Raw genomic sequence first — 25,400 nt, 5'->3', positions numbered from 1 at the left:
AAGCCAAGCCGATGATCCAATGTCAGGGCGTCCACAAGTATTACGGCGACTATCACGCCCTGCGCGGGATCGACCTGACCATCCGGGCCGGAGAGTTCTTTTCCCTGCTGGGCCCGTCCGGCTGTGGCAAGACCACGCTGTTGCGCACCATCGCCGGGTTCGAGGATATCGGCGACGGTGCGATCCTGATCGCCGAAAAGCGCATGGAGGATGTGCCCGCGAACAAGCGGCCCACCAACATGGTGTTTCAGTCCTATGCCATCTTTCCCCACCTGACGGTGGCGGAGAACGTGGCCTTTGGCCTGCGCCGCGATCCGCGCAGCAAGGCTGACAAGGCCGCCGCTGTCGACGAGGCGCTGGCGATGGTCGGCCTGCGGGGATACGGCGCGCGGTCCGCCCACGCCCTGTCGGGCGGCCAGCGACAGCGGGTGGCCCTGGCCCGCGCGCTGATCCTGAAACCCAAGGTCCTGCTGCTGGACGAGCCGTTGTCTGCGCTGGACCGCAAGATGCGCGAACAGATGCAGGTCGAACTGATCAAGCTGCAGCGTCAGGTCGGCATCACCTTTGTCCTGGTCACCCATGACCAGGAAGAGGCGTTGGTCATGTCCGACCGCATTGCCGTCATGTTCGACGGAGAGATCGCTCAACTGGACGGCCCCGAGGCGCTGTACGCCCGCCCGGCCACGCGCCGCGTCGCGGATTTCATCGGCGTGATGAATTTCCTGCCCGCCACGATCCTGTCCGAGGCCGGCGGCACGGTCACGGTCGATGTCGCGGGTCTGGGCCAGGTCGATCTGCCCGAACGCCAGGTCAGCCGCGCCAACCCCGACGACGAGGGCGTGGTGATCGGGTTCCGTCCCGAAACCATGACGCTGGTCGGCGCGGGCGCGACCCATACGCAGCCGCGCGAAACCAACGCCACCATCGACGAGGTCGTCTATTACGGCGACATGACCTATTACGATCTGCGCCTGGACGGCGTGGCGCGTGGCGACGGCAAGCCGCGCACGGTCCGCATTTCCATGCGCAACGTGTTCGGCCGCGACGTGCAGGAGGTCGGCACCCGCACCCGCCTGGCATGGTCACCCGGATCGCTGATGCTGTTCCGTTAGCGCGGCGTCAGGCTGACCCAGATGCCGTCGCGCGCCCGGATCGTCAGCCGGGCCATGGGCATCGGCTGGCGGTCGGTCACCTGCAGCCGCCAGCGTGCGGTGATGGCGGCCAACATCACCACCCCCTCGACCATCGCCAGCCCCGCGCCGGGGCAGGCGCGCGGTCCGGCCGAAAACGGCAGAAAGGCCGCGCGGGCGCTGGTTTTGCCTTCGGGCGTGTCCCACCGGGCGGGGTCGAAATCGTCGGGCCGGTCCCAGAGCCGGTTATGCCGGTGCAGGTGCCACGGAGAGATCACCAACTGCGAGCCGCGCGGCACGGGACGCTCGCGAAACGTCTCGGGGGCCGTGGCCTCGCGGACGAACATCGCGACGGCGGGGTAAAGGCGCAGCGCCTCGCGGAACACGGCGCGGGTGATGCGCAAGCCGCTGATGCTGGCGAAATCGTCCAGGGTTGCGGCTTCTGCGGCGACGCGGTCCTGCCAGTCGGGGTGCGCGGCCAACAGCCACAGCGCCCAGCCCAGGACCGATGCACTGGTCTCATGGCCCGCCAGAAACATCACGGCGACCTGATCGATCATCTCGGCTTCGGAAAACAGCGTGCCGGTGTCGGGGTCGGGGGTGGTCATGATCCGGGTGGCCAGATCGTCGGGCGCGGTTCCCGCCGCGATGGCGCGTGCGCGGTCATGGACCAGACCCCCGATCAGCCCGCGGATACGCCCGGCTGTGGCACGCGTGCGGCGCGAATGGGGTCGCGGCATCCATACGGGCAGGGGCAACAGGGCGGCCAGGTTGACCAGCGGTTGCGCTGCCTGATGGTCGCGGAACGCCGCGAACACGTCGGACGCGATGCGATGTTCGACGGGCAGGGAGAACAACGTGCGAAAGATCACGTCGGCCGCGGCATGGGCGGCGTGGGGTTCAATGTCCTGCACACCGGGTTCCAGACGCAGGCTGGCGGCGCGCGCGGCGTCCAACACGGCGGGAAAGCTGTCGCGCAGGCGACCGCCCTCGAACGCGGGGTCGATGATGCGCCGCTGTCGCGCCCACTCCGCGCCGTTGGAAATAAAGACCCCGTTGCCCAGCAGCGGGGCCAACCCCTCGCGCATGCGGTTCGATTTCGGGAAATCGCCGGGGCGATCCTGCAGGATCAGCCGGATCAGCGCGGGATCGTTGCAGAAAAAGCTGTGGATCAGCGGGTTGCGGAATTCGGCCATCCACGCGCCGTACAGCCGTTCCGGCAGTGCGCCCAGCAGGTCGCGTCGAAACCCGCGGATCAGCCCGCGCAGCGTACCACGCCCCTGTGCGCCTTGCGGGCGGGGCGTCACCGTGCGCCCACCGGACGGGTGATCCGCCCCGGCGACGGCTTGCGCCCTGCGAACCGCTGCGCCAGCGTCTGCGGCCCGGCGGTGATGGCGAAATAATCGTAATCGCCGGGCCGGTCGAACGCGCACAGGTACTGAAAGTGCAGCTTGAACCAGCGGTTCTTGAGCGTCGCCAGCCGTTCGGGTGACAGGGTGTGCGTGAAGGCCGCCGAAATCACCAACGGCCACCGCTGGTCCGGTCCGCCCGCCCCGCAGACCGCCACCGGATCGCACAGCGCGAAACAGCAGGCGTCCCCCGGCGCGGTCACGTCCAGCCAGAACAGCCCGTCGCTGCGCGACAGCCAGTCCAGATCGTCGCGCAGCCGCCCTGCATCGGGCAGGAACGCCGCCATCGGCACCACATGCCCAAGCGTCAGCAGCGACAGCGCCGGGCCGGGGTCGGGCCGGTCGCGCAGCAGGTCCGCCAGCAGCGACACCGCCAGATAGGCGCCCGAGGAATGGCCGACGACCAGAACCTCGTCGGGGCCGTCGTCCAGGATGGCGTTCAGGCGGGCGCGGAACTGGTCCAGCCGATCCTCCAGCGCGGGGGGATAGGCACCGCGATGCCGCGCCGTAAAGGCGTAATCATGCATCAGATAATAGGCGAACAGCCGGTGATCCAGCCGCCGCCCCAGCACCAGTACGCCCCAGACCACCGCCAGCCCGACGGGCAGGCCCGGCCAGCCGCCGACCACCCACGCCGCCAGCGCCCCGGTCAGCAACGCCAGCGCCAGTTGTGCCAGCAGCACTGCGATGGGGTACAGCGCCGCGATGACAGGCCCGCGCCGCAGCCGCATCAGCCGCGACAGGGTGCCCGTCGCGATATAGGTCCAGGACGTGCGCGCCAGCTGTGCAAACGTCCCCACGATGCCCTGTTGCATGGAGGCCTGAACGATGTCGGACCACAATGCGACCTCGATCACGGTGGTGGTGTCGCGACCCTCGACCCTGCCATGGACGGCCCAGGCAAAGCCCTGCGCCTGCGCCTTGGTGATGCGCAGGCGGTGGCCGGAGATGCGGGACTGGTCGGCCGCCTCGCGCCGATACAGCTCGCGATAGCGGCGTGGCGGGATGGGGTCGAAACCCGGCAGGTACAGGACGTGGCGGCGGAATGGTGCGGTCATGGGGGCCCTTGACTGTCGCGCACCACATTAGGTGGAAATGCCGCGGCGGCAAGACCCGGTCAGTCGCGCCAGCGGGCTTCGTGCGCCTCGATCGCGGCGATGCGGCGGGCCGCGGGGGGGTGGGACAGGAACCATGCGGGCGCACCGGCACCGCCGCTGCCCGTCAGGCGGTCCAGCTTGAGAAACAGCGATTTCTGGGGCGCGGTGCCAAGGCCCGCCTTGATCATCAGCGCGCTGGCGAAACGGTCGGCCTCGAACTCGTCCTGGCGCGACAGACGGGCGGCGACGGCGGTGGCGATCATGTTGGCGATCCAGGTGCCGATGCCGGGCAGGAACCGCCCCAGCACCCCGGCCAACGCCATGCGGATCGCGTTCTGGCCCGCGAAATCGATCATCCGGCGGCGCGAATGGCCCAGGCTGACATGGCCCAGCTCATGCGCGATGACGCTGGCCAGTTCCTCGGGGGTGACCTCGTCCGCATCCAGCTTGCGCAGGAAACCCCGCGTCAGAAAGATGCGTCCGTCCGGGGCGGCAAGGCCGTTCACGGGGTCGATCTCATAGACATGCGCGCGGATCGGGGGCAGGTCCATCGCGCGGCCCAGCCGGTCCAGCATCGGCACCAGACGCGGATGGGTCAGGGGCGTGGCCTTCTGGTTCAGCTCCTGCCGCAGGCGCCATGCGGAAAAGAACCACATCGCGACCAGATACAGCGCCAGCAGGATAAAGGGCAAATAACGCATCATCGTCCCAATATGGTCGCACCCGACCCGCGATGCCAGTGCCGTGGCGCGGTCCGCATCGTCGCAGCCGGCGTTCAGCCCAGCAGCCGCATGGCGCGGGTCAGCCCGTCCAATGTCAGGGGCAGCATCCGGTCGGCAAAGACGTCGCGGACCATGCCGATGGACTGGGTATGGCCCCAATGCCCCTCGGGGACCGGGTTCAGCCAGACATGGTCGGGCCAGGCCCCGGCCAGCCGTTGCAACCAGACCTGCCCGGATTCGGGGTTCCAATGTTCGTTGGCCCCGCCCGGCACCGCAATTTCATAGGGCGACATGGACGCATCGCCCACCACGATGCATTTATAGTCGCGGCCATAGCGGTGCAGCACGTCCCATGTGGGCGTCTGCGCGTCCCACCGGCGGTGATTGTCGGTCCACACCCCTTCGTAGAGGCAGTTGTGGAAATAGAAATGCTGCATGTGCTTGAATTCGGCGCGTGCGGCGCTGAACAGTTCGTCCACCACGCGGATGTGGTCGTCCATGCTGCCGCCGACATCCAGAAACAGCAGGACCTTGACCGCGTTGCGGCGTTCGGGCCGGGTCTGCACGTCGATATAGCCGTGATCGGCGGTCGCACGGATCGTACCGGGCAGGTCCAGTTCGTCCGCAGCGCCATGTCGCGCCCATTGGCGCAGGCGCTTCAGCGCGACCTTGATGTTGCGGGTGCCCAGTTCGGCGCTGTCGTCGAAATCGCGGAACTCGCGCTTGTCCCAGACCTTGACGGCCCGCCTGTGGCGGCTGCCGTCCTGTCCGATCCGCACACCCTCGGGGTTGTAGCCATAGGCGCCAAAGGGCGATGTGCCCGCCGTGCCGACCCATTTGCTGCCGCCCTGATGGCGACCCTGCTGTTCGGCCAGCCGCTTGCGCAGCGTGTCCATCAGCACCTGCAGGCTGCCAAGGCCCTGAACCTGGGCCTTTTCGTCGTCGGACAGCAGCTTTTCGGCCAGCTTTTCCAGCCACCCTTCGGGCAGGGCCCGGGGGTCCAGCAGATCGCCGACATCGACCTGTTCCAACCCGGAAAACGTTTCCGAAAACGCGCGGTCGAACCGGTCGATATGGCGTTCGTCCTTGACCAGCACCAGCCGCGCCAGACCGTGGAACCCCTCGACCGTCATGCCGTACAGACCCGCGCCCATGCCCTCCATCAGATCCAGCCATTCCCGCAGCGACACGGGAACCCCGTGCCTGCGCAGACTGTCCAGAAAGGGCAGGAACATCACGCCATCCGGTGCAGGATGATCGTGGCCAGCACGCCGATCATGGCCAGGCCGATCCCGAAGGCCGCGGCGTACTGAACCCGGTCCGCGCGGGTGCCGCCCAGTTGGCCGGCGCGGCGCCAGCCCAGGATGGCCCCGATGATAAGGGCTGCGATGACGATCATGATGGTCCTTCCCATGGCACCCAAGGCCCCAGCAGATACCCCGCCCCGGCACCGCCCGCAACCGCGACCGCTTGTCCCCGCACGGCGGTCCCACTAGCCTTTGCCCCGGGGACGGAGGAACGGCATGCAGGATTTCGGGGATTACGACTATATCATCGTGGGCGCAGGGTCGGGGGGGTGCGTTCTGGCGAACCGTCTGTCGGCCAATCCGGCGAACCGGGTCCTGCTGCTGGAGGCGGGGGGGCATGACAATCGCCTGTGGGTGCATGTGCCGGTCGGATATCTGTACGCGATGGGCAACCCGACGCTGGACTGGTGCTATCGGACCGAACCGGAACCGGGGCTGAACGGTCGCCGCCTGAACTATCCGCGGGGGCGGGTGCTGGGCGGGTGTTCGTCGATCAACGGCATGATCTATATGCGCGGGCAGGCGGCCGATTACGACCGCTGGCGGCAGATGGGCAACGCGGGCTGGTCATGGTCCGACGTGCTGCCGCATTTCCGCGCGACGGAACGCCATTACGAACCGGCCTGCGACATCCATGGCGATCAGGGCGAATTGCGGGTCGAACAGCAGCGTCTGCACTGGCCGGTTCTGGACGCGGTGGCCCAGGCCGCACAGGAGCTGGGCCTGCCCGCGAATCCGGACTTCAACCGGGGCGACAATCTGGGCGTCGGCTATTTCCCGGTGACACAGCGCAAGGGCATCCGCTGGAACGCGCGCAAGGCGTTCCTGAACCCCGTCCGTGGCCGCCCCAACCTGCGGATCGAAACCGATGCACAGGTCATGCGCCTGCAGATGGACGGTCGCCGCGTCACGGGCGTGCTGTTCGACCAGCATGGCCACCGCCGTTTGGCCCGCGCCCGGGGCGAGGTGATCCTGGCGGCCGGGGCGATCAATTCGCCCGCGCTGCTGGAGCTGTCGGGCATCGGTCAGCCGGAACGTTTGGCGGCCCTAGGCATCGCGCCGGTCCATGCCCTGCCGGGTGTCGGAGAGAACCTGCAGGACCACCTGCAGCTGCGCACGGTGTTCCGCATCACCGGCGCGCGGACGCTGAACGACCGCGCGCGCAGCCTGTGGGGCCGCGCGGGCATCGCGCTGGAATATGCGCTGCGCCGGACCGGGCCGATGGCGATGGCACCAAGCCAGTTGGGAATATTCGCGAAATCGTCGGATGCGTTCGACACGCCCAACATCGAATATCACGTGCAGCCGCTGTCCCTGGGCACGTTCGGCGACCCGCTGGACGATTTTTCCGGGCTGACCGTGTCGGTCTGCAACCTGCGGCCCGAAAGCACCGGGTCCGTCCACATCACCGCGCCCGATCCCCGCGCCGCCCCCGCCATCGCGCCGCGTTATCTGACCACCGAAGGCGACCGGCACGTGGCGATCGACAGCCTGCGCCACGCGCGCCGCCTGATGGCCACCGCCCGCATGGCAGAATTCACGCCCCAGGAGCATAAGCCCGGCGCCCATCTGCAAAGCGACGCCGATCTGGCGCAGGCGGCGGGGGACGTGGGCACCACGATCTTTCACCCCGTCGGCACGACCCGGATGGGGTCGGACCCGATGGCGGTGGTCGACGCGCAACTGCGCGTGCACGGGGTGTCGGGGCTGCGCATCGCCGATGCGGGGGTGATGCCCGCCATCGTGTCGGGCAACACCCATGCGCCGGTCACGATGATCGCGGACAAGGCGGCCGCAATGATCCTGGGCGCGGCCTAGGTCAGCATCGCGCGGAACGCGTGCCAGCTGGCCTTGGGGGTTCGCACCATCGTTTCATAATCGACATGGACCAGACCAAAGCGCGGGCCATAGCCCCAGCCCCATTCGTAATTGTCCAGCAGCGACCAGTAGAAAAACCCGCGCACGTCCACGCCCTGATCCATCGCGGCCTTGGTCGCGCGCAGGTGGTCGCCGATGAAACTGATGCGTGCCTGATCGTCGGCAGGCACCTCGGAGGCCATGCCGTTTTCGGTGACATACAGGGGCAGGTTGCCGGTATGGTCGCGGGCCAGCCGGGTCAGGAACTCTGTCAGGCCCTCGGGGCGGATCTCCCAGTCCATCTGGGTCTTGGGCAGGGGGCCGGGGGCCTCGGAGGCGTGGGGCCACAGGCCGTTATTGCCGGTATACTGCCGGCGGGTGTAGTAATTGACGCCCAGCCAATCCAGCGGCTGCGCGATCAGGTCCATGTCGTCCTGCCAACGGTCCGGCAGATGTGGCCCGATTCCCGCCAGCGCAGCGTCGGGATAGCCCTGACCCATCAGCGCCCGAATGAACCACTGGTTATAGATCGCGTCGTGCGTCTCGGCCGCCTGTTCGGCCTCGGGGGTGGCGTCGGCTGTATGGCTGGTCTCGAAATTCAGGACGATCCCCAGGTTCGATGCGCCATCCGCGCGCAGCGCCTGCATCGCGGTGCCATGGGCCAGCAGGACGTGGTGCATGGCGCGGCTGGCGGCGCGGATGTCGCGCAGGCCGGGGGCGTGGGCCCCGATGAAATGCGACAGCCAGGCGATGCACCACGGCTCGTTCAGGGTGGCGGCCGATGCCACGCGGTCGCCGATGCAGGCGTTGATCGTGGTGCACAGGTTCGCGAAATGCTGTGCCACGTCGCGGTTCTGCCAGCCGCCCTGCGCCGCCAGTGCCGCGGGCAGGTCCCAGTGGTGATAGGTCAGGAATGGCTTCAGTCCGCGCTCCAGCATTCCGTCGACCAGCCTGTCATAGAAATCCAGCCCCTCGGGGTTCACCGTCACCCCGTCCGGCATCACCCGCGCCCAGGACGTTGAAAAGCGATAGGCATCGAACCCCGCATCGCGGACCAGGTCCAGGTCCTGCGGCCACAGCGTCAGGTGATCGCAGGCGCGGCTGCCGTTGCTGTCGTCCATGATATTGCCGGGCGTCGCGGCAAACGTGTCCCAATGCGTCAGGCCCGCGCCCGCCGTGCCCTCGATCTGATAGGCCGAGGTGGCGGCGCCAAAGGCAAAGCCTGCGGGAAAGTCGGTGCGGGGCGGCAGCATGCGGGATCCTCTTGGTGGCGCGACCAAGATTGGCATGTCCGCGCCGGTCGGAAAAGGGGTCAGGCGCGCGGCGACCGGCTGTGGATCGGCGCAGGGGTCGGACGCAGCATGAAGTGCCTGTGGTAATGCCGGTCCGTGCGATGCGAGCCAGTTGCAACTGGCTGGCTGCCGTGGCAGATTATCCGTCATGAAAGACGACCGTTCAGAGAATTTGGAACAGGCCCTGCGGGACGCTGGCGTGCGCGTCACGCGCCAGCGGGCGGCCCTGTTGCGCATCATCGCCGCCGCCGAGGATCACCCCGATGCGGCCGAACTGCACGCGCGCGCGGTAACCGTCGGGGCGGGGGTGTCGCTGGCCACCGTCTATCGCACGCTGACGACGCTGCAGGCGCAGGGCGTTATCGAAAAACGCGAATTCCAGGGTGAGCCGGCCCGGTGGGAGGCCGCCGATCAGCGCCACCACGACCACATGATCGACGTCGACAGCGGCGAAGTGGTCGAGTTTACCAATGACCAGATAGAGCGCCTGCAGGCGGAAATCGCCGCCAGAATGGGCTATGACATCGTCCATCACCGGCTGGAGCTGTATGTGCGCCGCCGCTGATGCAGGTCTTTGACAAGATCATCAGCGATCGCGGGTCGCGCTATGCGGTATCGGGCGGGCCTGCGGCGGACCGCGCCGCCGTGGCCGCGATGCTGGCGGAGCTGACGCGCTCCAAGCGGTTCCAAAAGGCCACCCACCACAGCTGGGCCGCCATCCTGGGCGGCGAGGGGGTCAAGGACGACGATGGCGAAAGCGGTGCGGGCCAGCTGATCCTGCAGATGCTGGAACGCGCCGGCCTGCACGATCACGTGGTCATCGTCACGCGCTGGTACGGTGGCAAGCATCTGGGCGGGGACCGGTTCCGGCACGTGGCCGATGCGGTGCGCCATTACCTGCGCGCGACGGGGGCGGGCTGACCCGGTACCGGGTCAACCCACGTGATCAGGGCCGGAACATCACCTTGCCGGTGCGGCCCGGCGTCAGGGCGGCCGTGACGGCCTGGGTTGGTTCGTCCAGCCCGAAGGTGCCACCGGCGGTCAGGTCCAGCTTGCCCTCCATCACCAGCCCGATCAGTTCGCCGAACATACGTTGGCGATCCTCGGCCGGGGTGGCGGGCATGACCTTGGCACCCCAGAAGCCCTTGACGGACAGGTGCTTGAAGATGATCGGCCCGGCGGGCAGCTGCAGGTCCTCTCCGGTGGTTGACCCAAAGGTGACCAGCAGGCCCTCGGTTCCCAGCAGGTCGACCAGCCCGGCGGCGACCGCGCCGCCCACCGAATCGACCGCTGCGCGGGCACCGTCTTTGCCCACGATCGCGCGGGCCTTGGCCACCCATTCAGGATCGCTGGTCGAGATGACGTCGGTCATGCCGATCGCGGTCAGCTCCTCGACGGCCTCGGGACGGCGGACCAGGTTCAACAGACGCACGCCGCGCGATTGGGCCAGCACCGCCATGATCTTGCCCACCGCGCCATTGGCGGCGGTCTGGATCACCCAGTCACCGCGCGACACGTGCAGGAACTCCATAAGCGTGATCGCGCTGAAGGGCATGGAGATCAGCTGGGCGGCGGCCGCGTCGGGCATGTCGTCGGGGACGGGAATGGCGCCCGCGGCCTGCGCGATGGTGTATTCCGCCCACGAACCCTTGACGCCCGCGACGGCGACGCGACGGCCCTTGAGGGCGGGGTCGACGCCGGGACCGGTTTGCTCGACGATGCCCACGGCCTCGCTGCCGGCGATGGCGGGCAGGTCGGGGCGGACGCCGTAATTGCCGCGGATGGTCCACAGGTCGTGATTGTGGATGGGCGACAGGACGATGCGGACCAGCAATTCTCCGTCCTGCGGGGTGGGACGGTCGGTCTCGGTCGATTGCAGGACGCTGGCGGGTTCGCCAAAGCGGTCATGGGTGACGCTGCGCATGAAATATCCTTTCGGTCGTGTTCGTTGGACAGGACCTAGGCACTGCCCGCCGCCGTTGCCAGTGCCGGGACGCCAACTTGGTCAGGGTGACTCGGCGTCAGGCGGCGCGGTCGGCGGACCCTTCGCGTATCAGCGCCCGGGCCTCGGCCCGGTCCAGCGCGGTCAGGATCTGGTCGATCGTGGCACCCCGCGCCCGCTGCCTGTGCCAGATGCGCAGGCAGGACAGGGGCGACCACGGCAGGGCGGCACGCGCCAGCCACGCGCGCAGCGGCGCCGGCAGCGCGTCATAGGCGGCCATCGGGTCGCGTGTGCGCCGCCGCTGGCGCTGTGCGGTCTGGCCCAGATTGGCACATCGGCGCATCAGCATGACGCGGCCTCGTCTACCGGATCGACCACCACCAACAGCCGCGTCTGACCCGGAATGGCGGGCGGCGACCGGTGCAGGATGCCGGTCGGTTCGGCCCCCCAGTTGCGGCCGCGAAACAGGGCCGCGGCACCGGTGGGCATCTGCTGGACGCGGGCGACCTGGGCCGGTCCGTTGGTCGGCCCGAATTGCGTCCCCGCCCCGCGCAGCGTGCACAGCAGCCGTGCACGCACGGCATCCAGGTGCCATTTCGGACAGGACTGCCCGTTCGTGACCTCGACCCGCAGGGTCACCAGCAACGCGCCCATGTGCCGCGCCGCGTGATGTGTCAGCTCGGTGATCTGGTCGACCAGCGCGCGGCGACGGTCGCAATCGGCCATGCCCGCCGCGTCGCAGGCCGCATGCAGGGCCGCCGCCGCATCCTGTGGACGCAGGGTCTGGCGCAGGCGCGGCAGGCGGTCGGGCGACAGCGCGTCCAGCCACTCCTGCCACGCCGCGTCGGGGGTCCGCTGCCACAGCGCGACCGCGACGCCGGGCAGGGCGATGGCCCCCAGCACGCGGGCGTCGTGGCCGCTGTTCATCGCCGTGGCCGGGTGCAGGGCGACACGTTCGTTCATGCCGCGACCTCTGCGGCGCGGCGCCATGCCGGAAAGGGGTCGGGCAGGGCGGTCCAGCCCGCCGGGTTGTCACCCCATTCCTCGCCCAGCAGGCAGGCATCCAGACGGGCGCGGATGCGGTCCTCGTCCATGCCGGTGCCGATGAACACCAGTTCCTGCCGCCGGTCGCCAAAGGGTTCGGACCAATGCGCGTCCAGATAGGCGCGGCCCTCGGGGTGCGTGGGCCAGCGGTCGCGCGGAAGAGAGGCCCACCATTGACCAAGCGGCCGAACCGAGGACAGCGCCCCGGCCAGTGAAAATTCGGCCACCCAATCGGGGCGCGTGGCGACCCAGAAATGCCCCTTGGCGCGGATCACGCCGGGCAGGGGGCCGTTCAGCAGTTCGTGGATCTTGCGCGGCTCGAACGGGTGGCGGGCGCGATAGACGAAACTGGCGATGCCGTATTCCTCGGTTTCGGGGGTGTGGTCGGCGTGGCCGTACAGCTCTTTGGCCCAGGTCGGGTGGGTGTGGGCGCGGTCGAAATCGAACAGGCCGGTGTCCAGGATGTCGCGCGGCCCGACGCGGCTGTGATCGGTTTCGATGATGCGGGCATCGGCGTTCAGGGCGCGGATGATCTTGCGCGCGGCGTCGACACGGGCGGGGCCGGCGTCGGTGCATTTGTTCAGCACGATCACATCGGCGAACTCCATCTGGTCGGTCAGCAGGTCAATCAAGGTGCGCGCATCGCCCTCGCCCATGACCTCGCCGCGGTCGGACAGGAAATCATGGCAGGAGAAATCGGCCGTCAGGTTCACCGCATCGACCACCGTCGCCATCGTGTCCAGCCGCGCGACGTCCGACAGGCTGGCGCCGGTCTCATCGGCGAATTCAAAGGTCGTGGCGACGGGCAGGGGTTCGCTGATGCCGGTCGATTCGATCAGCAGATAGTCGAACCGCCCGGCCTGGGCCAGGCGGCGCACCTCCAATAACAGATCCTCGCGCAGGGTGCAGCAGATGCAGCCGTTCGACATTTCGACCAGCGTCTCCTGCGTCTGCGACATGCCGCCCTCGGCCCGGATCAGGTCGGCATCGATGTTCACCTCGGACATGTCGTTGACGATGACGGCGACGCGCAGGCCACAGCGATTGTTCAGGACGGCGTTCAGCAGGGTCGTCTTTCCGGCGCCCAGGAATCCGGACAGGACGGTGACGGGCAGGCGGGGGTCTTGGGTCATGGCGGGTCCTCAGTGCGATGTCTGGTAATAATAGTTATAGTATAACATAACTGATGACAATCCTGCAGCACGCCTTGTCCGCCCCATTGACGCCCCGCCGCCGATGGGCCATGCCGCGCGGATGCTGCATATCGATGACATCTCCTATTCCATCCAGGGTCGCCCGCTGTTTGCCGGCGCCTCGGCGTCCGTGCCCGAGGGGCACAAGGTCGGCCTTGTCGGCCCCAACGGCGCGGGCAAGACCACGCTGTTCAAGCTGATCCGCGGCGAACTGGGCCTGGACGGCGGCGCGATCAGCCTGCCGACGCGCGCCCGCATTGGCGGCGTGGCCCAAGAATCGGCCGCGACCGCGCTGTCCGTGCTGGAGACCGTGCTGGAGGCCGATCAGGAGCGCACCGCCCTGATGGCCGAGTCGGCCACCGCCACCGACGCCCACCGCATCGCAGACATTCAGACCCGTCTGACCGACATCGACGCCTGGTCGGCCGAGGCCCGTGCCGCGACGATCCTGGACGGCTTGGGCTTTGACACCGCCGACCAGCAGCGTCCGACCAGCGATTTCAGCGGCGGCTGGCGGATGCGCGTGGCATTGGCGGGCGTGCTGTTCGCACAGCCCGACCTGCTGCTGCTGGACGAACCGACCAACTATCTGGACCTGGAAGGCGCGCTGTGGCTGGAGACCTATCTGGCCCGCTATCCGCACACGGTCATCATCATCAGCCACGACCGCGGATTGCTGAACCGTGCTGTCGGTCACATCCTGCATGTCGAAGACAAGAAGCTGACGCTGTATACCGGCGGTTATGACAGCTTTACCCGCATCCGCGCCGAAAAGCGCGCACTGCAGGCCGCCGAGGCCAAGAAACAGACCGAACGCCGCGCGCATCTGCAGAGCTTTGTCGACCGCTTCGGCGCCAAGGCCAGCAAGGCCCGCCAGGCCCGGGCCCGCGTCAAGGCGCTGGCCAAGATGGAGCCGATCACCGCGCCCGAAGAGGCCAAGTTCTTTCGCTTCAGCTTTCCCCAACCCGAGGAGCTGTCGCCCCCCATCGTCGCGATGGAGGGGGTCAATGTCGGCTATGGCGACCGCGCCGTGCTGTCACGGTTGGGGCTGCGCATCGATCAGGACGACCGCATTGCCCTGTTGGGCCGCAACGGTCAGGGCAAGTCGACGCTGTCGAAGCTGCTGGCCGGGCGCCTGACGCCGATGGCCGGCAAGGTGGTGCAGTCGAACAAGCTGCGCGTGGGCTATTTCGCCCAGCATCAGGTCGATGAGCTGTCGCTGGACGACACGCCGCTGGACCATATCCGCGCCGTGCGCCCGAACGAGATGCAGGCCCGCCAGCGCGCGCGTCTGGCCGGGTTCGGCCTGATGGAGGCGCAGGTCGAGACCAAGGTACGCGCCCTGTCCGGCGGGCAGAAGGCGCGCCTGTCGCTGTTGCTGGCCACGATTGATGCGCCGCATCTGCTGATCCTGGACGAACCGACCAACCACCTGGACATCGAGAGCCGCGAGGCCCTGTCCGAGGCGCTGAACGATTATACCGGCGCGGTGGTGCTGGTCAGCCACGACATGCACCTGCTGGGGCTGGTCGCGGATCGGCTGTGGCTGGTCAAGGACGGCGCCGTCGCCCCCTATGAGGGTGATCTGGACGACTATCGCAAGTTCCTGTTGTCAGGCGACGCGCCCGCCGAGAAGTCCGGCGAAAAGACGCCCGAGGCGCCCAAGCCCGCCGCCCCCAAGAAACCAAGCCGCGATGCGGTGCTGGCCCTGCGATCGGACGTGCGCAAGTCCGAGGAGCGGGTCCAGAAGCTGACCGAGATGATGGGCAAGCTGGACGTCAAGCTGGCCGATCCGGGCCTGTACAACGACCCCTATGAGGCCGAGAAATGGGGCAAGAAGCGGGCCGAGGCCGTGCGCGCCCTGGCATTCGCCGAAGAGCTGTGGATGGCCGCACTGGAAAAGCTGGACGCCGCCGAAAAGGGCTGACGGTGCGACCATCGCGCTGTTGCGAAAATGTGGCGCATCCCACAGGATGACACGCGGAGTGGTTGTGCCTTGCAGGGCCCGGCCATAGATATCCCGAAAGCCCTTTTTGCGCGGAATCGCCCCATGAAATATGCCTTGGCCCTTGCCGTTTTCTTTGCCGTTCCCGCCCACGCGCAGGATTTCGGGGTGACCGGGGGGCGAACCTTTTCCGTCGATCTGGGACTGGGCGCGACGCTTGCGCCGACTTATCCCGGTGCCGAGGATGCCGAGGTTTCGCCATGGATCATCTGGCGCAATGCGGGCTTTGGTCCGGTGGGCACGGCACCCGCGCAGGGCTTTTCGATCGCACCGTCCTTTGGCATCGTCGGCCCACGCGAAAGCGGTGATGATGCGGGCCTGACCGGGCTGGACGACATCGACCGCGCCTATGAGCTGGGCCTGCGGGTCAGCTATGGCGCGGGTCCCGTGACCGCCTATGGCAGCGTGCGCCGCGCGTTTGACGGTCATGAGGGCATCACCGGCGAGGTCGGCGCAAAATACCGCACCGAGCTGAGCGACCGCGTCACCCTGTGGTCCGGGGCCGAGCTGGTCTATGGCAACGATGACTTCAACGACACGTATTTCGGCGTCACAGCGGCTGAAAGCGTGACCAGCGGCCTGTCCGCGTCCACGGTCGGCGGTGGCCTGAACGAGGCGGCACTGACCTTCGAGGCGCGCTATGCCATCAACGACACTACCGCCGTTCTGGGCGAAGTGCGCTATGGCAAACTGATCGGCGACGCCGCCGATTCGCCCGTCGTGCAGGAAGAATACCAGCCCTCGCTGCGCCTCGGCGTGACGCGCCGGTTCTCGTTCGGGTTCTGATCACCGTGGGGCCGGGGTCGCGCAGGACGCGGCCCGTTTCCCGTACCAGACTTTTTAGCCTGACATAATTTCTTGACAGGTTGCGCTGGCCCGTTGCGTTCTGGTGCCAAGGCATCCGAACCGGGCCGCGGCCAACGCGGTCCCTGCCAACAGGGAAAGACCGCACCATGACCCACACCCGATCGCTGATCGCGGCGCTTGCCGCCACAACTGCTTTTGCCGCCCCCGCCATGGCACAGGACGACACGCTGACCGTGGGCGTGCTGCTGACCCTGTCCGGCCCCGGCGCGGTTCTGGGAGAGATGGCGCGCGACGGATTTCTGCTGGCCGCAGAGGAAATCAGCGATCTGGGCGGCATGAGGACGGAAATCGTCGTCGTGGACGACGAACAGAAACCCGATGTCGCCGCCAACAAGGCCCGCGAGCTGGTTGAACGCAACGGTGCCGACATCGTGGTCGGCCCGATCTTTTCCAACATCGCCGGCGCCATCGTCCAGCCGGTGACCCAAGGCGGCGGCATCCTGATCAGCCCGAACGCCGGCCCGTCGAACCTGGCCGGGGCCGAGTGCAACCCGGCCTTTTTCGCGACGTCCTACCAGAACGACCAGATGCACGAGGTCATGGGCGCGCACGCGCAGGCGCAGGGGTTCCAGAACGTCTTTCTGCTGGCCCCGAACTATCAGGCCGGACAGGATGCGCTGGCGGGGTTCCAGAAGAGCTATACCGGCGGCGTCGCGGGGGAAATCTTCACCCAGATGGGTCAGCTGGACTATTCCGCCGAACTGGCCCAGATCGCCGCGATGCAGCCCGATGCCGTGTTCGCCTTCATGCCGGGGGGCATGGGTGTGAATTTGGTGCGCCAGTACCGGCAGGCGGGGCTGGAGGGGATACCCTTCCTGTCGGCCTTTACCGTGGACGAGGCGACCCTGCCTGCGCAGGCCGAGGCGGCGTTGGGGTTCTTTGCCGGGTCGAACTGGGCACCCGATCTGGACACGCCGGAAAACGCCGCCTTTGTCGCGGCGTATGAGGAAAAGTACGGTCATGTGCCCGGCGTCTATGCGATGCAGGGCTATGACACGGCCCGCCTGATCGACGGCGCCCTGCGTCAGGCAGGTGGCACCGACCGCGACGCGCTGATCGCGGCGCTGGCGGATGCGCCCTTTACCTCGGTCCGCGGCGATTTCAGCTTTGGTCCCAACCACTTTCCGATCCAGGATTTTTACCTGACCAAGGTCGTCCAGCGCGAAGACGGCAAATTTGCGACATCGGTCGTCGAAAAGATCTTTGACGACTATCAGGACAATTACGCCGCCGACTGCCAGATGAACTGAGCCGATGACCAGCCTGTTCCTGCTGCAGCTGCTGAACGGGGTGCAGCTGGGGGTCCTTTTGTTCCTGATCGCCGCCGGGCTGACGCTGGTCTTTGGAATCATGGATTTCGTGAACCTGGCGCATGGCGTGAACTATATGGTCGGCGCCTATCTGGTGGTCATGTTCGCGGGCCTGACCGGCAGTTACGCGCTGGGGCTGGCGTTGACCCTGCCCGCGACGCTGGTCATCGGGCTGGTGCTCGAGGCGTTGATCTTTCGCAGGCTCTATGACCGGCCGCATCTGGATCAGGTTCTGGCGACGTTCGGGCTGGTCATGGTGGTGACCGAACTGGTCAAGATCATCTGGGGCCAGTCGCCGCTGTCGGTGCTGCCGCCCGACGCGCTGTCGGGATCGGTGCCGCTGGTGGGTGCGCTGCGCTATCCGGTGTTCCGGCTGGTGGTGATCGGGGCGGGGCTGGCGGTGGCCGTGGGGCTGTGGCTGGTCATCACGCGCACCCGCATCGGCATGCAGCTGCGCGCAGGCGCCAGCAATCGCGCGATGGTCGGCGCTTTGGGCGTCGATATCGGGCGGCTGTTCACGGTGATCTTTGCATTCGGCGCGATGCTGGCGGGGTTCGCGGGGGCGATGGTGGCCCCCATTCTGTCGGTCGATCCGGGCATGGGGGAAAGCGTGCTGATCCTGACCTTTGTGGTGATCGTCATCGGCGGCATCGGGTCGATCAAGGGCGCGTTCGCCGGCGCGCTGCTGGTGGGCATCGTCGACACGCTTGGCCGCAGCTTTGGCCCGATCATCCTGCGCGCGGTGATGGAGCCGTCCGCCGCCGCCCAGACCGGGCGCGTGCTGGCGCCGATGCTGGTCTATGTGCTGATGGCCGCGATCCTGGCCGCCCGCCCGCAGGGGCTGTTCGGGGCGCGGCCATGACGCGCTGGTTGATGCGCCGCCGGGTCGCGGCGTGGGCGATCTTTGGCGGGTTCGCGGCGCTGCCGCTGATCGCGGCGTTGACGGGCGATCCCTATCTGGTGGTGGTGGCGACACGCATTCTGGCATTCGCCATCGCCGCCTTGGCGCTGGACCTGATCCTGGGCTATGGCGGCATGGTGAGTTTCGGCCACGCGGCCTATCTGGGGATCGGTGCCTATGCGGTGGCGATCCTGTCCCGCGCGGGCATCACCGATCTGGGCGCGCATCTGGGCGCGGCGGTGGTGGCGGGGTCGGCATTCGCGCTGGTGACCGGGGCGATCAGCCTGCGCACGCGGGGCATTTATTTCATCATGATCACGCTGGCCTTTGCGCAGATGGCCTATTTCTTCTTTGTGTCGCTGTCGGCCTATGGCGGCGATGACGGGGTGACGCTGGCGGCGCGGTCCACGGTGCTGGGGCAGCCGTGGCTGGCCGATGACCGGGCACTGTACTACGCGGCGCTGGCGATGCTGGCGGGGCTGTACCTGCTGTGCGTGGCGATCACCGGGTCGCGGTTCGGGCGCGTGCTGACAGGCGCGCGGGAAAATCCGGTGCGGATGCAGGCGGTGGGTTTCACCCCGTTCCGGTTCCAGCTGACCGCATTCGTCATGTCCGGCGCGATGACGGCGATCGCGGGGGTTGTGCTGGCCAATCAGGCCAGCTTTGTCTCTCCGGCCTATATGAACTGGCACCGGTCGGGGGAACTGGTGGTGATGGTCGTGCTGGGCGGCGTCGGCAACCTTTTGGGCGCCATTGCCGGGGCCACGCTGGCGCTGCTGCTGGAAGAGTGGCTGGCCCTGTTCACCGACCACTGGCGGCTGATCTTTGGCACGCTTTTGATCCTCGTCGTGCTGTTTTCGCGCGACGGGCTGACCGGGCTGTTCCAAGGGCGCGGGAAATGAGCCTGTTGTCCGTGCGCGGGTTGCGCAAATCCTATGGCGCGCTGACGGTCACCGACGATCTGGACCTGGATGTTGCCGAGGGCGCGCTGCACGCCATCATCGGCCCGAACGGTGCGGGCAAATCCACGCTGATCGCACAGCTGTCGGGGCAGGTGGGATCCGATGCCGGGTCCGTGCGCTTTGCGGGGGCTCAGATGATGGGCCGGTCCATGCCTGCGCGGGTGCGGGCGGGCATGTCGCGCAGTTTCCAGATCACCTCGATCCTGCCCGGTTTCACCGTGCTGGAGAATGTCGCTACCGCCGTGCAGGCGCATGCGGGCAGCAGTTTCCGGTTCTTTGCGCCCGTCGCGCGGGACGCGGACCTGAATGCGCAGGCGCTGGAGGCGCTGGCTCGCGTCGGCCTGTCCGACCGCGCCCAGACCCGTGCAGGCAGCCTGTCGCACGGAGAGAAGCGCGCGCTGGAACTGGCCATCGCCCTGGCCACGCGGCCGCGGATGCTGTTGCTGGACGAACCGCTGGCCGGGACCAGCGGGGCCGAGGCCGAGCGTCTGGTTCAGGTCATGGCGGACCTCAAGGGGCAGGTGACGCTGGTGCTGATCGAACATGACATGGATGCGGTGTTCGCGCTGGCCGACCGGATCAGCGTGCTGGTCTATGGCCGGATCATCGCGACGGGAACGCCCGAACAGGTCCGCGCCGACCGGGCCGTGCGCGCCGCCTATCTGGGGGACGCGTGATGCTGGTCGTCGATGGGCTGCAGGCCGGATACGGAGAGGCGCAGGTCCTGCACGACATCCATCTGTCGGTAGAGGCTGGACAGGTCGTGACCCTGCTGGGCCGCAACGGCATGGGCAAGACCACGACGATCAGCACGATATTCGGCCTGCTGCCCACCCTCGCGGGGCGTGTGACCATTGACGGGCGCGACATGACACGGGCCGCGCCGCACCGGGTTGCGCGCGCCGGGCTGGGGCTGGTCCCCGAGGGACGGCAGGTCTTTCCCACGCTGGACGTGCGGGAAAACCTGCTGGCCACTGCGCGCCCTGGGCCCTGGACGATGGCCCGCGTTCTGGACCTGTTTCCGCGTCTGGGCGAACGCATGGGCCACAAGGGCAGCCAGCTGTCGGGGGGCGAACAGCAGATGCTGGCCATCGGCCGCGCGCTGATGACCAACCCGCGTCTGACCGTGCTGGACGAGGCGACAGAGGGCCTGGCCCCGCTGATCCGGGACGAGATCTGGTCCTGCCTGACCCGCCTGAAATCACAGGGAGAGGCGATTCTGATCGTGGATAAGAACCTCTCCGCGCTGACCCGCGTTGCCGATCGGCATATCGTCATCGAAAAGGGGCGCACGGTCTGGTCGGGCAGCAATGCACAGCTTTTGAAGGATCCAACGGTGGTAGAGGGCTATCTGGGCGTCTGAGCGGCTGGCAAACCTCTTTACCTGTGGGGTCGCGGGGGCGTATTGTGACACCACATTGCGGACCACCTGTGCCGCGTTTTTCATCAGGAACCCCTGCATGCGGCGCTTTGCGCGTATCTTGACGCTTGGTTTGGCTTTCGCGCCACTTATGGTGGCCGCGTGCAGTGTCGATGCCAATGGCGGGACCGATGTCTCGGGCGTTCGATGCGTACCGGAAAAAGGCGTCGACATGGCGCAGGCCGATGCGCTGTGCGCCGCACTGCGCGCCGAGGCACCGGGCGGTGGCCTTAGACTGCGGGTCTTGGCGACGGGGCCTGCGACGGTGTCGGCCCAACTGGACCGCGTGACGGGCCAGGGCGACCAACCTGGTGCCCGGATGGATTTCAACGTCATGGACCGGACCCTGCAACCCGACGATTTCACCAGATTTGCCCGCGATCTGCTGCGCTACGGGTTGCCCGATTAGGAAAGAGCCGACTGCATGTGCCAGATCTGTGCCCAACTGCGTCCCTCTGACAAATTTTGCCCGATGGCAGAGTTTGCCGGCACCACTGTTGACGTTCTTCGCGCGACGCTGCGCGAAACGACAGATGCGCCGGCCGGCCGGGCCACACCGTATCGCATGGCGCCCGGGGATGTGTTCAACGGAACGATAGGCTATTCCGAGGACGATGATTGGGTGGCCGTCCGGCTGGAGGCCGGGACGACCTATCGGATCGAATTGAACGGTATCAGCCTGGCAGACCCGTTGCTGGAACTGCGCGGCCCTGACGGCGGGCTGGTCGACATGGATGACGACGGCGGGCCGGGGTACAACAGCCTGATCACCGTGACGCCCCTTCAGACCGGCACCTATTACGCGAACGCAGGTGCGTATTCCTCTGGCACAGGCAGCTATCAGCTGGTCGTGGCCGAAGCGCGTCCCCCGCAGCCCGCACCGATGGCAGAACTGGCCACCTATCTGACCGACGGTTTCTGGGCCGAAACCGGGCAGGCCCCGCGGTCGTTCGACACATCACGCGACAGTATCATCACCTATGATTTCAGTGGTCTGACGGCCCAGGGGCGGGCATTGGCACGCGATGCGATGCAGGCCTGGTCCGCGGTTGCCGATCTGCGGTTCGTCCAGCGCAGCGGCAATGCCGACATCACCTTTGACGATGATCAGGAAGGGGCTTTTGCCCAAGCGACCATGATGGACGGGCAGATCATCCGGTCGTCGGTCAATGTCGACACCGATTGGATCATGCGGAACGGCACGGGCATCGGCACCTATTCGTACCAGACCTATGTCCATGAGATCGGTCACGCATTGGGCCTTGGCCATCAGGGGCCTTACAACGGCAGCGGCAGCTTTGCTGACGACGCGCGTTTCATGAACGACAGCTGGCAAGCGTCAGTGATGTCCTATTTCGCGCAGGACGAGAACCCGAACATCGCGGCAAGCCTTGCCTATGCTGCATCGTTGATGCCCGCCGACATCATTGCCATCCAGCGCCTGTACGGTGCCGCCGGTGCGGGGTCGCTGACGGCGGGCAACACAGTCTATGGTGTCGGCCACACCTTGGGGAACAGCTGGCTGGGGCGCGTCTTTTTGGCCCATAACGGGGCGGGGCAGCCCACCGTCCAGGATGCCCGTGCGGTGGCGATGACCATCTATGACGCGGGCGGCTATGACATGCTGAACTTCGGCAACGACGGGCAGGCGCAGCGGGTCGATCTGCGCGCCGGGGCGGCGTCCGACATTTATGGCCTGCGGGGCAATCTGCAGATTGCCCATAACACGGTGATCGAGGGTTATGTCGCCGGGTCTGGCAACGATGCGGTTCACGGCAACGCATTTGCCAATGTGCTGCGTGGCATGGGCGGAAACGATCGCCTGTCGGGCGGATGGGGCAACGACATTCTGCATGGCGGTCTGGGGAATGACACGTTGTTTGGGGATGTCGGGGCCGACCGGCTGTCCGGAAACCAGGGCAATGATACGCTGACCGACCTGTACGGCGACAACGCGATGGCGGGCGGCTACGGCAACGACACCCTGACCGCGGGGGCGGGACGCGATAGCCTGTACGGCAATGACGGTGCCGACCTCATACTGGCCGGTGCCGGCGACGACCTGATCCAAGGCAACACGGGCTTTGACACGATCCGCGCGGGCGCCGGCAACGACCGTGCAGAGGGGGGATGGGGCAACGACATCGTTGATGGCGGCTGGGGCAATGACCGCCTGTTCGGCCAACCGGGCAACGACACGATGGTCGGCGGACTGGGTGCCGATGCGATGGCGGGCGGGCTGGGGGCTGACACGTTCCGGTTCTTTTCTGCTGCCGACAGTACCGTGGCACGGTCCGATGTGATCGTCGATTTCAACCCCGATCAGGACGTGATCGACCTGCGCGCGTTGGATGTGGATTTCGTCGGAAACAGGCTGTTTTCCAGTGACGGGTCCGTGCGGTGGGACCATTCTGGCGGCATGACCCGCATCCTGATCGACGTGGACGGCGACCGCCTGCCGGACATGTTGATCCGCCTGACAGGCAGGCTGCAACTGGATGCCGACAGCTTCCTGTTGTGACCGGGCGCAGGCTGGGTTTGCATATCACGCACCACCGGGTCGATCTGCCCGCCGGCATCAATGACAGGGGCCTGCCATGGCCTATGCACAGACCCTGACACCGCGCCCCGGACTGGGTTTTGCCGAAGCGGGAGCGCTGTTCGTTCTGGTGCTGGGCACCATCGCGCTGGCGATCAACCAAGCGGGAGCATCGTCGATTGTCACGAACGCGAAGGATTTATGGCCGCAAAAGACCTCGGACTGGCGAATGGCACAAAGATGAGCCGCAACCGTCTTCTCCTCGTACCGCGCCGCCCAAGCCTGCCAGTTGCGCAATAGGCGGTCATTTGGCGATTAGCAAACTGAACAGGCTTCCCCCTGCTCACGCCCACTACGAACAGGGAATTGGGTATTTTCTTCATCTATGAAGTGGGCCGTGCCGATATCTGCGAGACGCTGGACGGTCTGTTGGAGGCCCGCGAACTGACTTTGGGGATTGCCGACCGTGTCGCCGTTGCGGCCAAGCGCTATCGCCATGGCGGTCCCGGTTTTGTCGATCAGATGGTGGCACTGGTGGGCCGGGGGGCGGCTGCGAGCGGACCGTCAGCTTTGATATCAGGATCGCGAAGCTGCTGGAAATGACGCTGACGGGGTCTTGAACCCGCTATCTGGTGGCGCCTTTGGGCAGGTTGTTTCGGACCGAGGCAAGATGCAACTCCATCTGCCGCCCGGCGGTGTCGGGATCACGGCGAATGATGGCATCAATGATCGCGTCATGTTCGGGAAAGGCGAAATGGTCCCGGGGTGGGCAAGGCGATTTTCGTTCGACATTCCATAAAACGGCGCGTTTCACGGTGTTCAATTCGTTGAACAGATGCATCAACAGCTTGTTATGCGCAGCTTGGGCAATCGCGTTGTGCAGGTTCGTGTCCGCCGCCTCATAGATGCGCCAATCGGCGGCCTGCCTTGCCCGATCGGCCCAATGTCGCAGCCTTTCATGATAAAAGGGGGTCGCGTGCAATGCGGCAAGCCTTGCGATTTCAGGCTCGATGGCGGTGCGGGCTTCCAGCAGTTGGACGGGCCGCGCCAGATCGCGCAGATAGGTCAGGTCGCCAAGGTTGTGAACCGGCCGCGCACCCACGAACGTGCCGCGTCCGACATGGCGCCAGATCAGGCCGTCCCCCTCCAGCACGTCCAGCGCCTTGCGCAATTCTGATCGTGAAACACCAAAGGTCGCGATCAGCGCGCGTTCCGGCGGCAAGCGATCGCTGTGCGAAAAACCTCCCTGGGTCAGAAAGCGACGCAGTTGCTGGACCAAGCCTGCGGTTCGCCCATTGTGCAATGTCTTGACCAATTCGGCCATTGGTTTCTCCAAATCTCCTGGCGCGAAAAAACAGCACGATCGCCACAATTTCGTCAGAGTCGCATCTGCATCCAGCATGCAAATTGAAACCAATGCAAGGATTGGTTTTGCCGTGTCCACACTGAACCTGTCTAAGTTGGGGACCAAGCACAGTTTTGCCATGGAGGGTATGATGCAATTGGCGACAATCAGGATGGGGCGCGATCTGCAAGGGGCCGTGATCACGGATGACGGCAACGCCTATCTGATCGGCATGTCGGTCATGGATGTGATCGCGGGCGGACGGGTCGGGAATCTGTCGGACCTGCGGATGGTGCCTGCGGGGCAATACACCCTTGCCGCCCCGATCCCGGCACCTGCAAAGAACATCTTCTGTGTCGGGCGCAATTATATGGAACATATCGCCGAAGGGGATCGTGCGCAAAAGCGCGATGTCGGCGTGACCGAAGTGCCGGTCTATTTTACCAAGCCCCCCACCGCGATCACGGATCCTGACGGGGTGATACCGATCTTTCCGCATGTTTCCACGAACATCGATTACGAGGTAGAGCTGGCGGTCATCATTGGAAAGTCCGGCCGTGATATTTCGCGCGAGAACGCGATGGACCACGTTTTCGGCTATACCATCCTGAACGATATCAGCGCGCGTGACATCCAGCGCCTGCATGGTGGGCAGTATTTCAAGGGCAAGGGTCTGGACGGTTCCGCCCCAATGGGGCCGTGGATTGTCACAGCCGATCAGATCGGCGATCCCCATGACCTCGGCATTCGCTGTTCCGTCAATGGTGAGATCCGCCAGGACGGCAATACCCGCGACATGGTGTTCGACATCCCGACGCTGATCGCCTCGCTTTCGGCGGGGATGACGCTGGAACCGGGCGATATTATCGCCACCGGGACGCCCTCGGGTGTGGGCTATGCGATGGACCCGCCCCAATATCTGCGCGACGGCGACAGCGTGACCTGTGAGATCGACGGGATCGGGCGCTTGACCAACACCATGCAACAAGAGGTCCAGTCAAAGCGCAGCGTCGCCTGAACCAGCCTGCCGACCGCGCGGAGGAGGCGCAATCGACAGA

27 protein-coding genes are annotated in these 25,400 nt (G+C 66.5%); 16 read left to right on the top strand and 11 right to left on the bottom strand.

The genetic code is table 11. From position 1 onward, the window contains the following. Nucleotides 1-11: 11 nt before the first annotated feature. The gene (locus tag ACJJVR_RS08425) at nt 12-1,112 is read left to right on the top strand and encodes an ABC transporter ATP-binding protein (protein WP_405404414.1); all 1,101 of its coding nucleotides are present in this window, start codon (nt 12-14) and stop codon (nt 1,110-1,112) included. Here ACJJVR_RS08425 and ACJJVR_RS08420 read toward each other — a convergent pair. From ACJJVR_RS08420 to ACJJVR_RS08400, 5 genes are all read right to left on the bottom strand, one after another. Next, nucleotides 1,109-2,437: a cytochrome P450 gene (locus tag ACJJVR_RS08420; RefSeq protein ID WP_405403758.1), complete on the bottom strand. Its 1,329-nt coding sequence runs from the start codon at nt 2,435-2,437 to the stop codon at nt 1,109-1,111. The genes ACJJVR_RS08425 and ACJJVR_RS08420 overlap by 4 nt on opposite strands. Beyond that, nucleotides 2,434-3,597, bottom strand: a complete 1,164-nt coding sequence (locus ACJJVR_RS08415; protein WP_405403756.1) for a hypothetical protein — start codon at nt 3,595-3,597, stop codon at nt 2,434-2,436. The genes ACJJVR_RS08420 and ACJJVR_RS08415 overlap by 4 nt, the downstream gene beginning before the upstream one ends. A gap of 59 nt (nt 3,598-3,656) precedes the next feature. After that, nucleotides 3,657-4,340, bottom strand: coding sequence for a M48 family metallopeptidase (locus ACJJVR_RS08410; protein WP_405403754.1), 684 nt, complete (start codon nt 4,338-4,340; stop codon nt 3,657-3,659). A 71-nt stretch (nt 4,341-4,411) separates the two neighbouring features. Then, nucleotides 4,412-5,593 carry a vWA domain-containing protein gene (locus ACJJVR_RS08405; RefSeq protein WP_405403752.1) on the bottom strand — a complete coding sequence of 394 codons (1,182 nt, stop codon included), beginning with the start codon at nt 5,591-5,593 and terminating at the stop codon, nt 4,412-4,414. After that, nucleotides 5,593-5,757 (bottom strand): hypothetical protein, encoded by a 165-nt coding sequence (locus ACJJVR_RS08400; RefSeq protein ID WP_405403751.1) that lies wholly within the window; start codon nt 5,755-5,757, stop codon nt 5,593-5,595. Before ACJJVR_RS08400 ends, ACJJVR_RS08405 begins: the two co-directional genes overlap by 1 nt. Nucleotides 5,758-5,881: 124 nt before the next feature. Between ACJJVR_RS08400 and ACJJVR_RS08395 the strand changes: the two genes are divergently transcribed. Further along, nucleotides 5,882-7,483: a GMC family oxidoreductase gene (locus ACJJVR_RS08395; protein WP_405403749.1), complete on the top strand. Its 1,602-nt coding sequence runs from the start codon at nt 5,882-5,884 to the stop codon at nt 7,481-7,483. Here the strand turns inward: ACJJVR_RS08395 and ACJJVR_RS08390 are convergent. Further along, a complete protein-coding gene (locus ACJJVR_RS08390) occupies nt 7,480-8,775 on the bottom strand; it encodes a GH1 family beta-glucosidase (RefSeq protein WP_405403747.1) in 1,296 nt (431 codons plus the stop codon). The genes ACJJVR_RS08395 and ACJJVR_RS08390 overlap by 4 nt on opposite strands. A 187-nt stretch (nt 8,776-8,962) precedes the next feature. Here ACJJVR_RS08390 and ACJJVR_RS08385 point away from each other — a divergent pair, with 187 nt between their 5' ends. Together ACJJVR_RS08385 and ACJJVR_RS08380 are read left to right on the top strand one after the other, a co-directional pair. Beyond that, a complete protein-coding gene (locus tag ACJJVR_RS08385) occupies nt 8,963-9,379 on the top strand; it encodes a Fur family transcriptional regulator (protein ID WP_405403745.1) in 417 nt (138 codons plus the stop codon). Then, nucleotides 9,379-9,735, top strand: coding sequence for a YigZ family protein (locus ACJJVR_RS08380; protein ID WP_405403743.1), 357 nt, complete (start codon nt 9,379-9,381; stop codon nt 9,733-9,735). Before ACJJVR_RS08385 ends, ACJJVR_RS08380 begins: the two co-directional genes overlap by 1 nt. A 25-nt stretch (nt 9,736-9,760) precedes the next feature. Here the strand turns inward: ACJJVR_RS08380 and ACJJVR_RS08375 are convergent, their stop codons facing one another. The 4 genes from ACJJVR_RS08375 to ACJJVR_RS08360 all read right to left on the bottom strand — a co-directional run bounded on the left by ACJJVR_RS08375 (nt 9,761) and on the right by ACJJVR_RS08360 (nt 12,933). Further along, nucleotides 9,761-10,738, bottom strand: coding sequence for a zinc-binding dehydrogenase (locus tag ACJJVR_RS08375; protein WP_405403741.1), 978 nt, complete (start codon nt 10,736-10,738; stop codon nt 9,761-9,763). Between the two features lie 97 nt (nt 10,739-10,835). Further along, nucleotides 10,836-11,105 carry a DUF6525 family protein gene (locus ACJJVR_RS08370; protein ID WP_405403740.1) on the bottom strand — a complete coding sequence of 90 codons (270 nt, stop codon included), beginning with the start codon at nt 11,103-11,105 and terminating at the stop codon, nt 10,836-10,838. After that, nucleotides 11,099-11,719 (bottom strand): DUF1826 domain-containing protein, encoded by a 621-nt coding sequence (locus ACJJVR_RS08365; protein WP_405403738.1) that lies wholly within the window; start codon nt 11,717-11,719, stop codon nt 11,099-11,101. Before ACJJVR_RS08365 ends, ACJJVR_RS08370 begins: the two co-directional genes overlap by 7 nt. Further along, complete coding sequence (locus ACJJVR_RS08360) at nt 11,716-12,933, bottom strand: GTP-binding protein (RefSeq protein ID WP_405403737.1); 1,218 nt, start codon at nt 12,931-12,933, stop codon at nt 11,716-11,718. The genes ACJJVR_RS08365 and ACJJVR_RS08360 overlap by 4 nt, the downstream gene beginning before the upstream one ends. Nucleotides 12,934-13,054: 121 nt before the next feature. On the opposite strand from ACJJVR_RS08360, the gene ACJJVR_RS08355 reads away from it, so the two are divergent. The 11 genes from ACJJVR_RS08355 (at nt 13,055) to ACJJVR_RS08305 (ending at nt 23,600) form a co-directional block, all read left to right on the top strand. Next, on the top strand, nt 13,055-14,920 hold the full coding sequence (locus ACJJVR_RS08355; RefSeq protein WP_405403735.1) for an ABC-F family ATP-binding cassette domain-containing protein: 1,866 nt from the start codon (nt 13,055-13,057) through the stop codon (nt 14,918-14,920). 123 nt (nt 14,921-15,043) lie between these two features. Next, nucleotides 15,044-15,784 carry a MipA/OmpV family protein gene (locus ACJJVR_RS08350; RefSeq protein ID WP_405403733.1) on the top strand — a complete coding sequence of 247 codons (741 nt, stop codon included), beginning with the start codon at nt 15,044-15,046 and terminating at the stop codon, nt 15,782-15,784. Between the two features lie 167 nt (nt 15,785-15,951). After that, entirely contained in the window at nt 15,952-17,115 is a 1,164-nt protein-coding gene (locus ACJJVR_RS08345; protein WP_405403732.1) for an ABC transporter substrate-binding protein, read from the top strand. A 4-nt stretch (nt 17,116-17,119) separates the two neighbouring features. Continuing rightward, nucleotides 17,120-18,037 carry a branched-chain amino acid ABC transporter permease gene (locus tag ACJJVR_RS08340; protein ID WP_405403731.1) on the top strand — a complete coding sequence of 306 codons (918 nt, stop codon included), beginning with the start codon at nt 17,120-17,122 and terminating at the stop codon, nt 18,035-18,037. Further along, nucleotides 18,034-18,978 carry a branched-chain amino acid ABC transporter permease gene (locus ACJJVR_RS08335; protein ID WP_405403730.1) on the top strand — a complete coding sequence of 315 codons (945 nt, stop codon included), beginning with the start codon at nt 18,034-18,036 and terminating at the stop codon, nt 18,976-18,978. The genes ACJJVR_RS08340 and ACJJVR_RS08335 overlap by 4 nt, the downstream gene beginning before the upstream one ends. Next, nucleotides 18,975-19,715: an ABC transporter ATP-binding protein gene (locus ACJJVR_RS08330; protein ID WP_405403728.1), complete on the top strand. Its 741-nt coding sequence runs from the start codon at nt 18,975-18,977 to the stop codon at nt 19,713-19,715. The genes ACJJVR_RS08335 and ACJJVR_RS08330 overlap by 4 nt, the downstream gene beginning before the upstream one ends. After that, nucleotides 19,715-20,401 carry an ABC transporter ATP-binding protein gene (locus ACJJVR_RS08325; protein WP_405403726.1) on the top strand — a complete coding sequence of 229 codons (687 nt, stop codon included), beginning with the start codon at nt 19,715-19,717 and terminating at the stop codon, nt 20,399-20,401. Before ACJJVR_RS08330 ends, ACJJVR_RS08325 begins: the two co-directional genes overlap by 1 nt. Before the next feature lie 229 nt (nt 20,402-20,630). Further along, nucleotides 20,631-20,867 (top strand): hypothetical protein, encoded by a 237-nt coding sequence (locus ACJJVR_RS08320; protein ID WP_405403725.1) that lies wholly within the window; start codon nt 20,631-20,633, stop codon nt 20,865-20,867. A 63-nt stretch (nt 20,868-20,930) separates the two neighbouring features. Next, nucleotides 20,931-22,979 (top strand): M10 family metallopeptidase C-terminal domain-containing protein, encoded by a 2,049-nt coding sequence (locus tag ACJJVR_RS08315; RefSeq protein ID WP_405403724.1) that lies wholly within the window; start codon nt 20,931-20,933, stop codon nt 22,977-22,979. A gap of 76 nt (nt 22,980-23,055) precedes the next feature. Continuing rightward, a complete protein-coding gene (locus ACJJVR_RS08310; RefSeq protein WP_405403722.1) occupies nt 23,056-23,241 on the top strand; it encodes a hypothetical protein in 186 nt (61 codons plus the stop codon). A 122-nt stretch (nt 23,242-23,363) separates the two neighbouring features. Then, on the top strand, nt 23,364-23,600 hold the full coding sequence (locus ACJJVR_RS08305) for a hypothetical protein (RefSeq protein WP_405403720.1): 237 nt from the start codon (nt 23,364-23,366) through the stop codon (nt 23,598-23,600). A 22-nt stretch (nt 23,601-23,622) separates the two neighbouring features. Here the strand turns inward: ACJJVR_RS08305 and ACJJVR_RS08300 are convergent, their stop codons facing one another. Next, entirely contained in the window at nt 23,623-24,321 is a 699-nt protein-coding gene (locus tag ACJJVR_RS08300; protein ID WP_405403718.1) for a FadR/GntR family transcriptional regulator, read from the bottom strand. 76 nt (nt 24,322-24,397) lie between these two features. Between ACJJVR_RS08300 and ACJJVR_RS08295 the strand changes: the two genes are divergently transcribed. Then, complete coding sequence (locus ACJJVR_RS08295) at nt 24,398-25,360, top strand: fumarylacetoacetate hydrolase family protein (RefSeq protein WP_405403717.1); 963 nt, start codon at nt 24,398-24,400, stop codon at nt 25,358-25,360. The last annotated feature ends 40 nt before the right edge of the window (nt 25,361-25,400 follow it).

The sequence above is a fragment of the Paracoccus sp. Ld10 genome, assembly GCF_045064235.1.
Lineage (GTDB): Bacteria > Pseudomonadota > Alphaproteobacteria > Rhodobacterales > Rhodobacteraceae > Paracoccus.
Note: the sequence above shows the minus strand (reverse complement) of the source record. Positions and strands in the feature narration are given on the sequence as shown.

Excerpts from the sequence above, each read along its gene's own strand:
- ACJJVR_RS08425 (WP_405404414.1), top strand. The coding sequence starts at position 12 with ATGATCCAATGTCAGGGCGTCCACAAGTATTACGGCGACTATCACGCC.
- ACJJVR_RS08415 (WP_405403756.1), bottom strand. The coding sequence starts at position 3,597 with ATGACCGCACCATTCCGCCGCCACGTCCTGTACCTGCCGGGTTTCGAC.
- ACJJVR_RS08410 (WP_405403754.1), bottom strand. The coding sequence starts at position 4,340 with ATGATGCGTTATTTGCCCTTTATCCTGCTGGCGCTGTATCTGGTCGCG.
- ACJJVR_RS08405 (WP_405403752.1), bottom strand. The coding sequence starts at position 5,593 with ATGTTCCTGCCCTTTCTGGACAGTCTGCGCAGGCACGGGGTTCCCGTG.
- ACJJVR_RS08400 (WP_405403751.1), bottom strand. The coding sequence starts at position 5,757 with ATGATCGTCATCGCAGCCCTTATCATCGGGGCCATCCTGGGCTGGCGC.
- ACJJVR_RS08395 (WP_405403749.1), top strand. The coding sequence starts at position 5,882 with ATGCAGGATTTCGGGGATTACGACTATATCATCGTGGGCGCAGGGTCG.
- ACJJVR_RS08390 (WP_405403747.1), bottom strand. The coding sequence starts at position 8,775 with ATGCTGCCGCCCCGCACCGACTTTCCCGCAGGCTTTGCCTTTGGCGCC.
- ACJJVR_RS08385 (WP_405403745.1), top strand. The coding sequence starts at position 8,963 with ATGAAAGACGACCGTTCAGAGAATTTGGAACAGGCCCTGCGGGACGCT.
- ACJJVR_RS08380 (WP_405403743.1), top strand. The coding sequence starts at position 9,379 with ATGCAGGTCTTTGACAAGATCATCAGCGATCGCGGGTCGCGCTATGCG.
- ACJJVR_RS08375 (WP_405403741.1), bottom strand. The coding sequence starts at position 10,738 with ATGCGCAGCGTCACCCATGACCGCTTTGGCGAACCCGCCAGCGTCCTG.
- ACJJVR_RS08370 (WP_405403740.1), bottom strand. The coding sequence starts at position 11,105 with ATGCTGATGCGCCGATGTGCCAATCTGGGCCAGACCGCACAGCGCCAG.
- ACJJVR_RS08365 (WP_405403738.1), bottom strand. The coding sequence starts at position 11,719 with ATGAACGAACGTGTCGCCCTGCACCCGGCCACGGCGATGAACAGCGGC.
- ACJJVR_RS08360 (WP_405403737.1), bottom strand. The coding sequence starts at position 12,933 with ATGACCCAAGACCCCCGCCTGCCCGTCACCGTCCTGTCCGGATTCCTG.
- ACJJVR_RS08355 (WP_405403735.1), top strand. The coding sequence starts at position 13,055 with ATGCTGCATATCGATGACATCTCCTATTCCATCCAGGGTCGCCCGCTG.
- ACJJVR_RS08350 (WP_405403733.1), top strand. The coding sequence starts at position 15,044 with ATGAAATATGCCTTGGCCCTTGCCGTTTTCTTTGCCGTTCCCGCCCAC.
- ACJJVR_RS08345 (WP_405403732.1), top strand. The coding sequence starts at position 15,952 with ATGACCCACACCCGATCGCTGATCGCGGCGCTTGCCGCCACAACTGCT.
- ACJJVR_RS08340 (WP_405403731.1), top strand. The coding sequence starts at position 17,120 with ATGACCAGCCTGTTCCTGCTGCAGCTGCTGAACGGGGTGCAGCTGGGG.
- ACJJVR_RS08335 (WP_405403730.1), top strand. The coding sequence starts at position 18,034 with ATGACGCGCTGGTTGATGCGCCGCCGGGTCGCGGCGTGGGCGATCTTT.
- ACJJVR_RS08330 (WP_405403728.1), top strand. The coding sequence starts at position 18,975 with ATGAGCCTGTTGTCCGTGCGCGGGTTGCGCAAATCCTATGGCGCGCTG.
- ACJJVR_RS08325 (WP_405403726.1), top strand. The coding sequence starts at position 19,715 with ATGCTGGTCGTCGATGGGCTGCAGGCCGGATACGGAGAGGCGCAGGTC.
- ACJJVR_RS08320 (WP_405403725.1), top strand. The coding sequence starts at position 20,631 with ATGGCGCAGGCCGATGCGCTGTGCGCCGCACTGCGCGCCGAGGCACCG.
- ACJJVR_RS08315 (WP_405403724.1), top strand. The coding sequence starts at position 20,931 with ATGGCAGAGTTTGCCGGCACCACTGTTGACGTTCTTCGCGCGACGCTG.
- ACJJVR_RS08310 (WP_405403722.1), top strand. The coding sequence starts at position 23,056 with ATGGCCTATGCACAGACCCTGACACCGCGCCCCGGACTGGGTTTTGCC.
- ACJJVR_RS08300 (WP_405403718.1), bottom strand. The coding sequence starts at position 24,321 with ATGGCCGAATTGGTCAAGACATTGCACAATGGGCGAACCGCAGGCTTG.
- ACJJVR_RS08295 (WP_405403717.1), top strand. The coding sequence starts at position 24,398 with ATGCAAATTGAAACCAATGCAAGGATTGGTTTTGCCGTGTCCACACTG.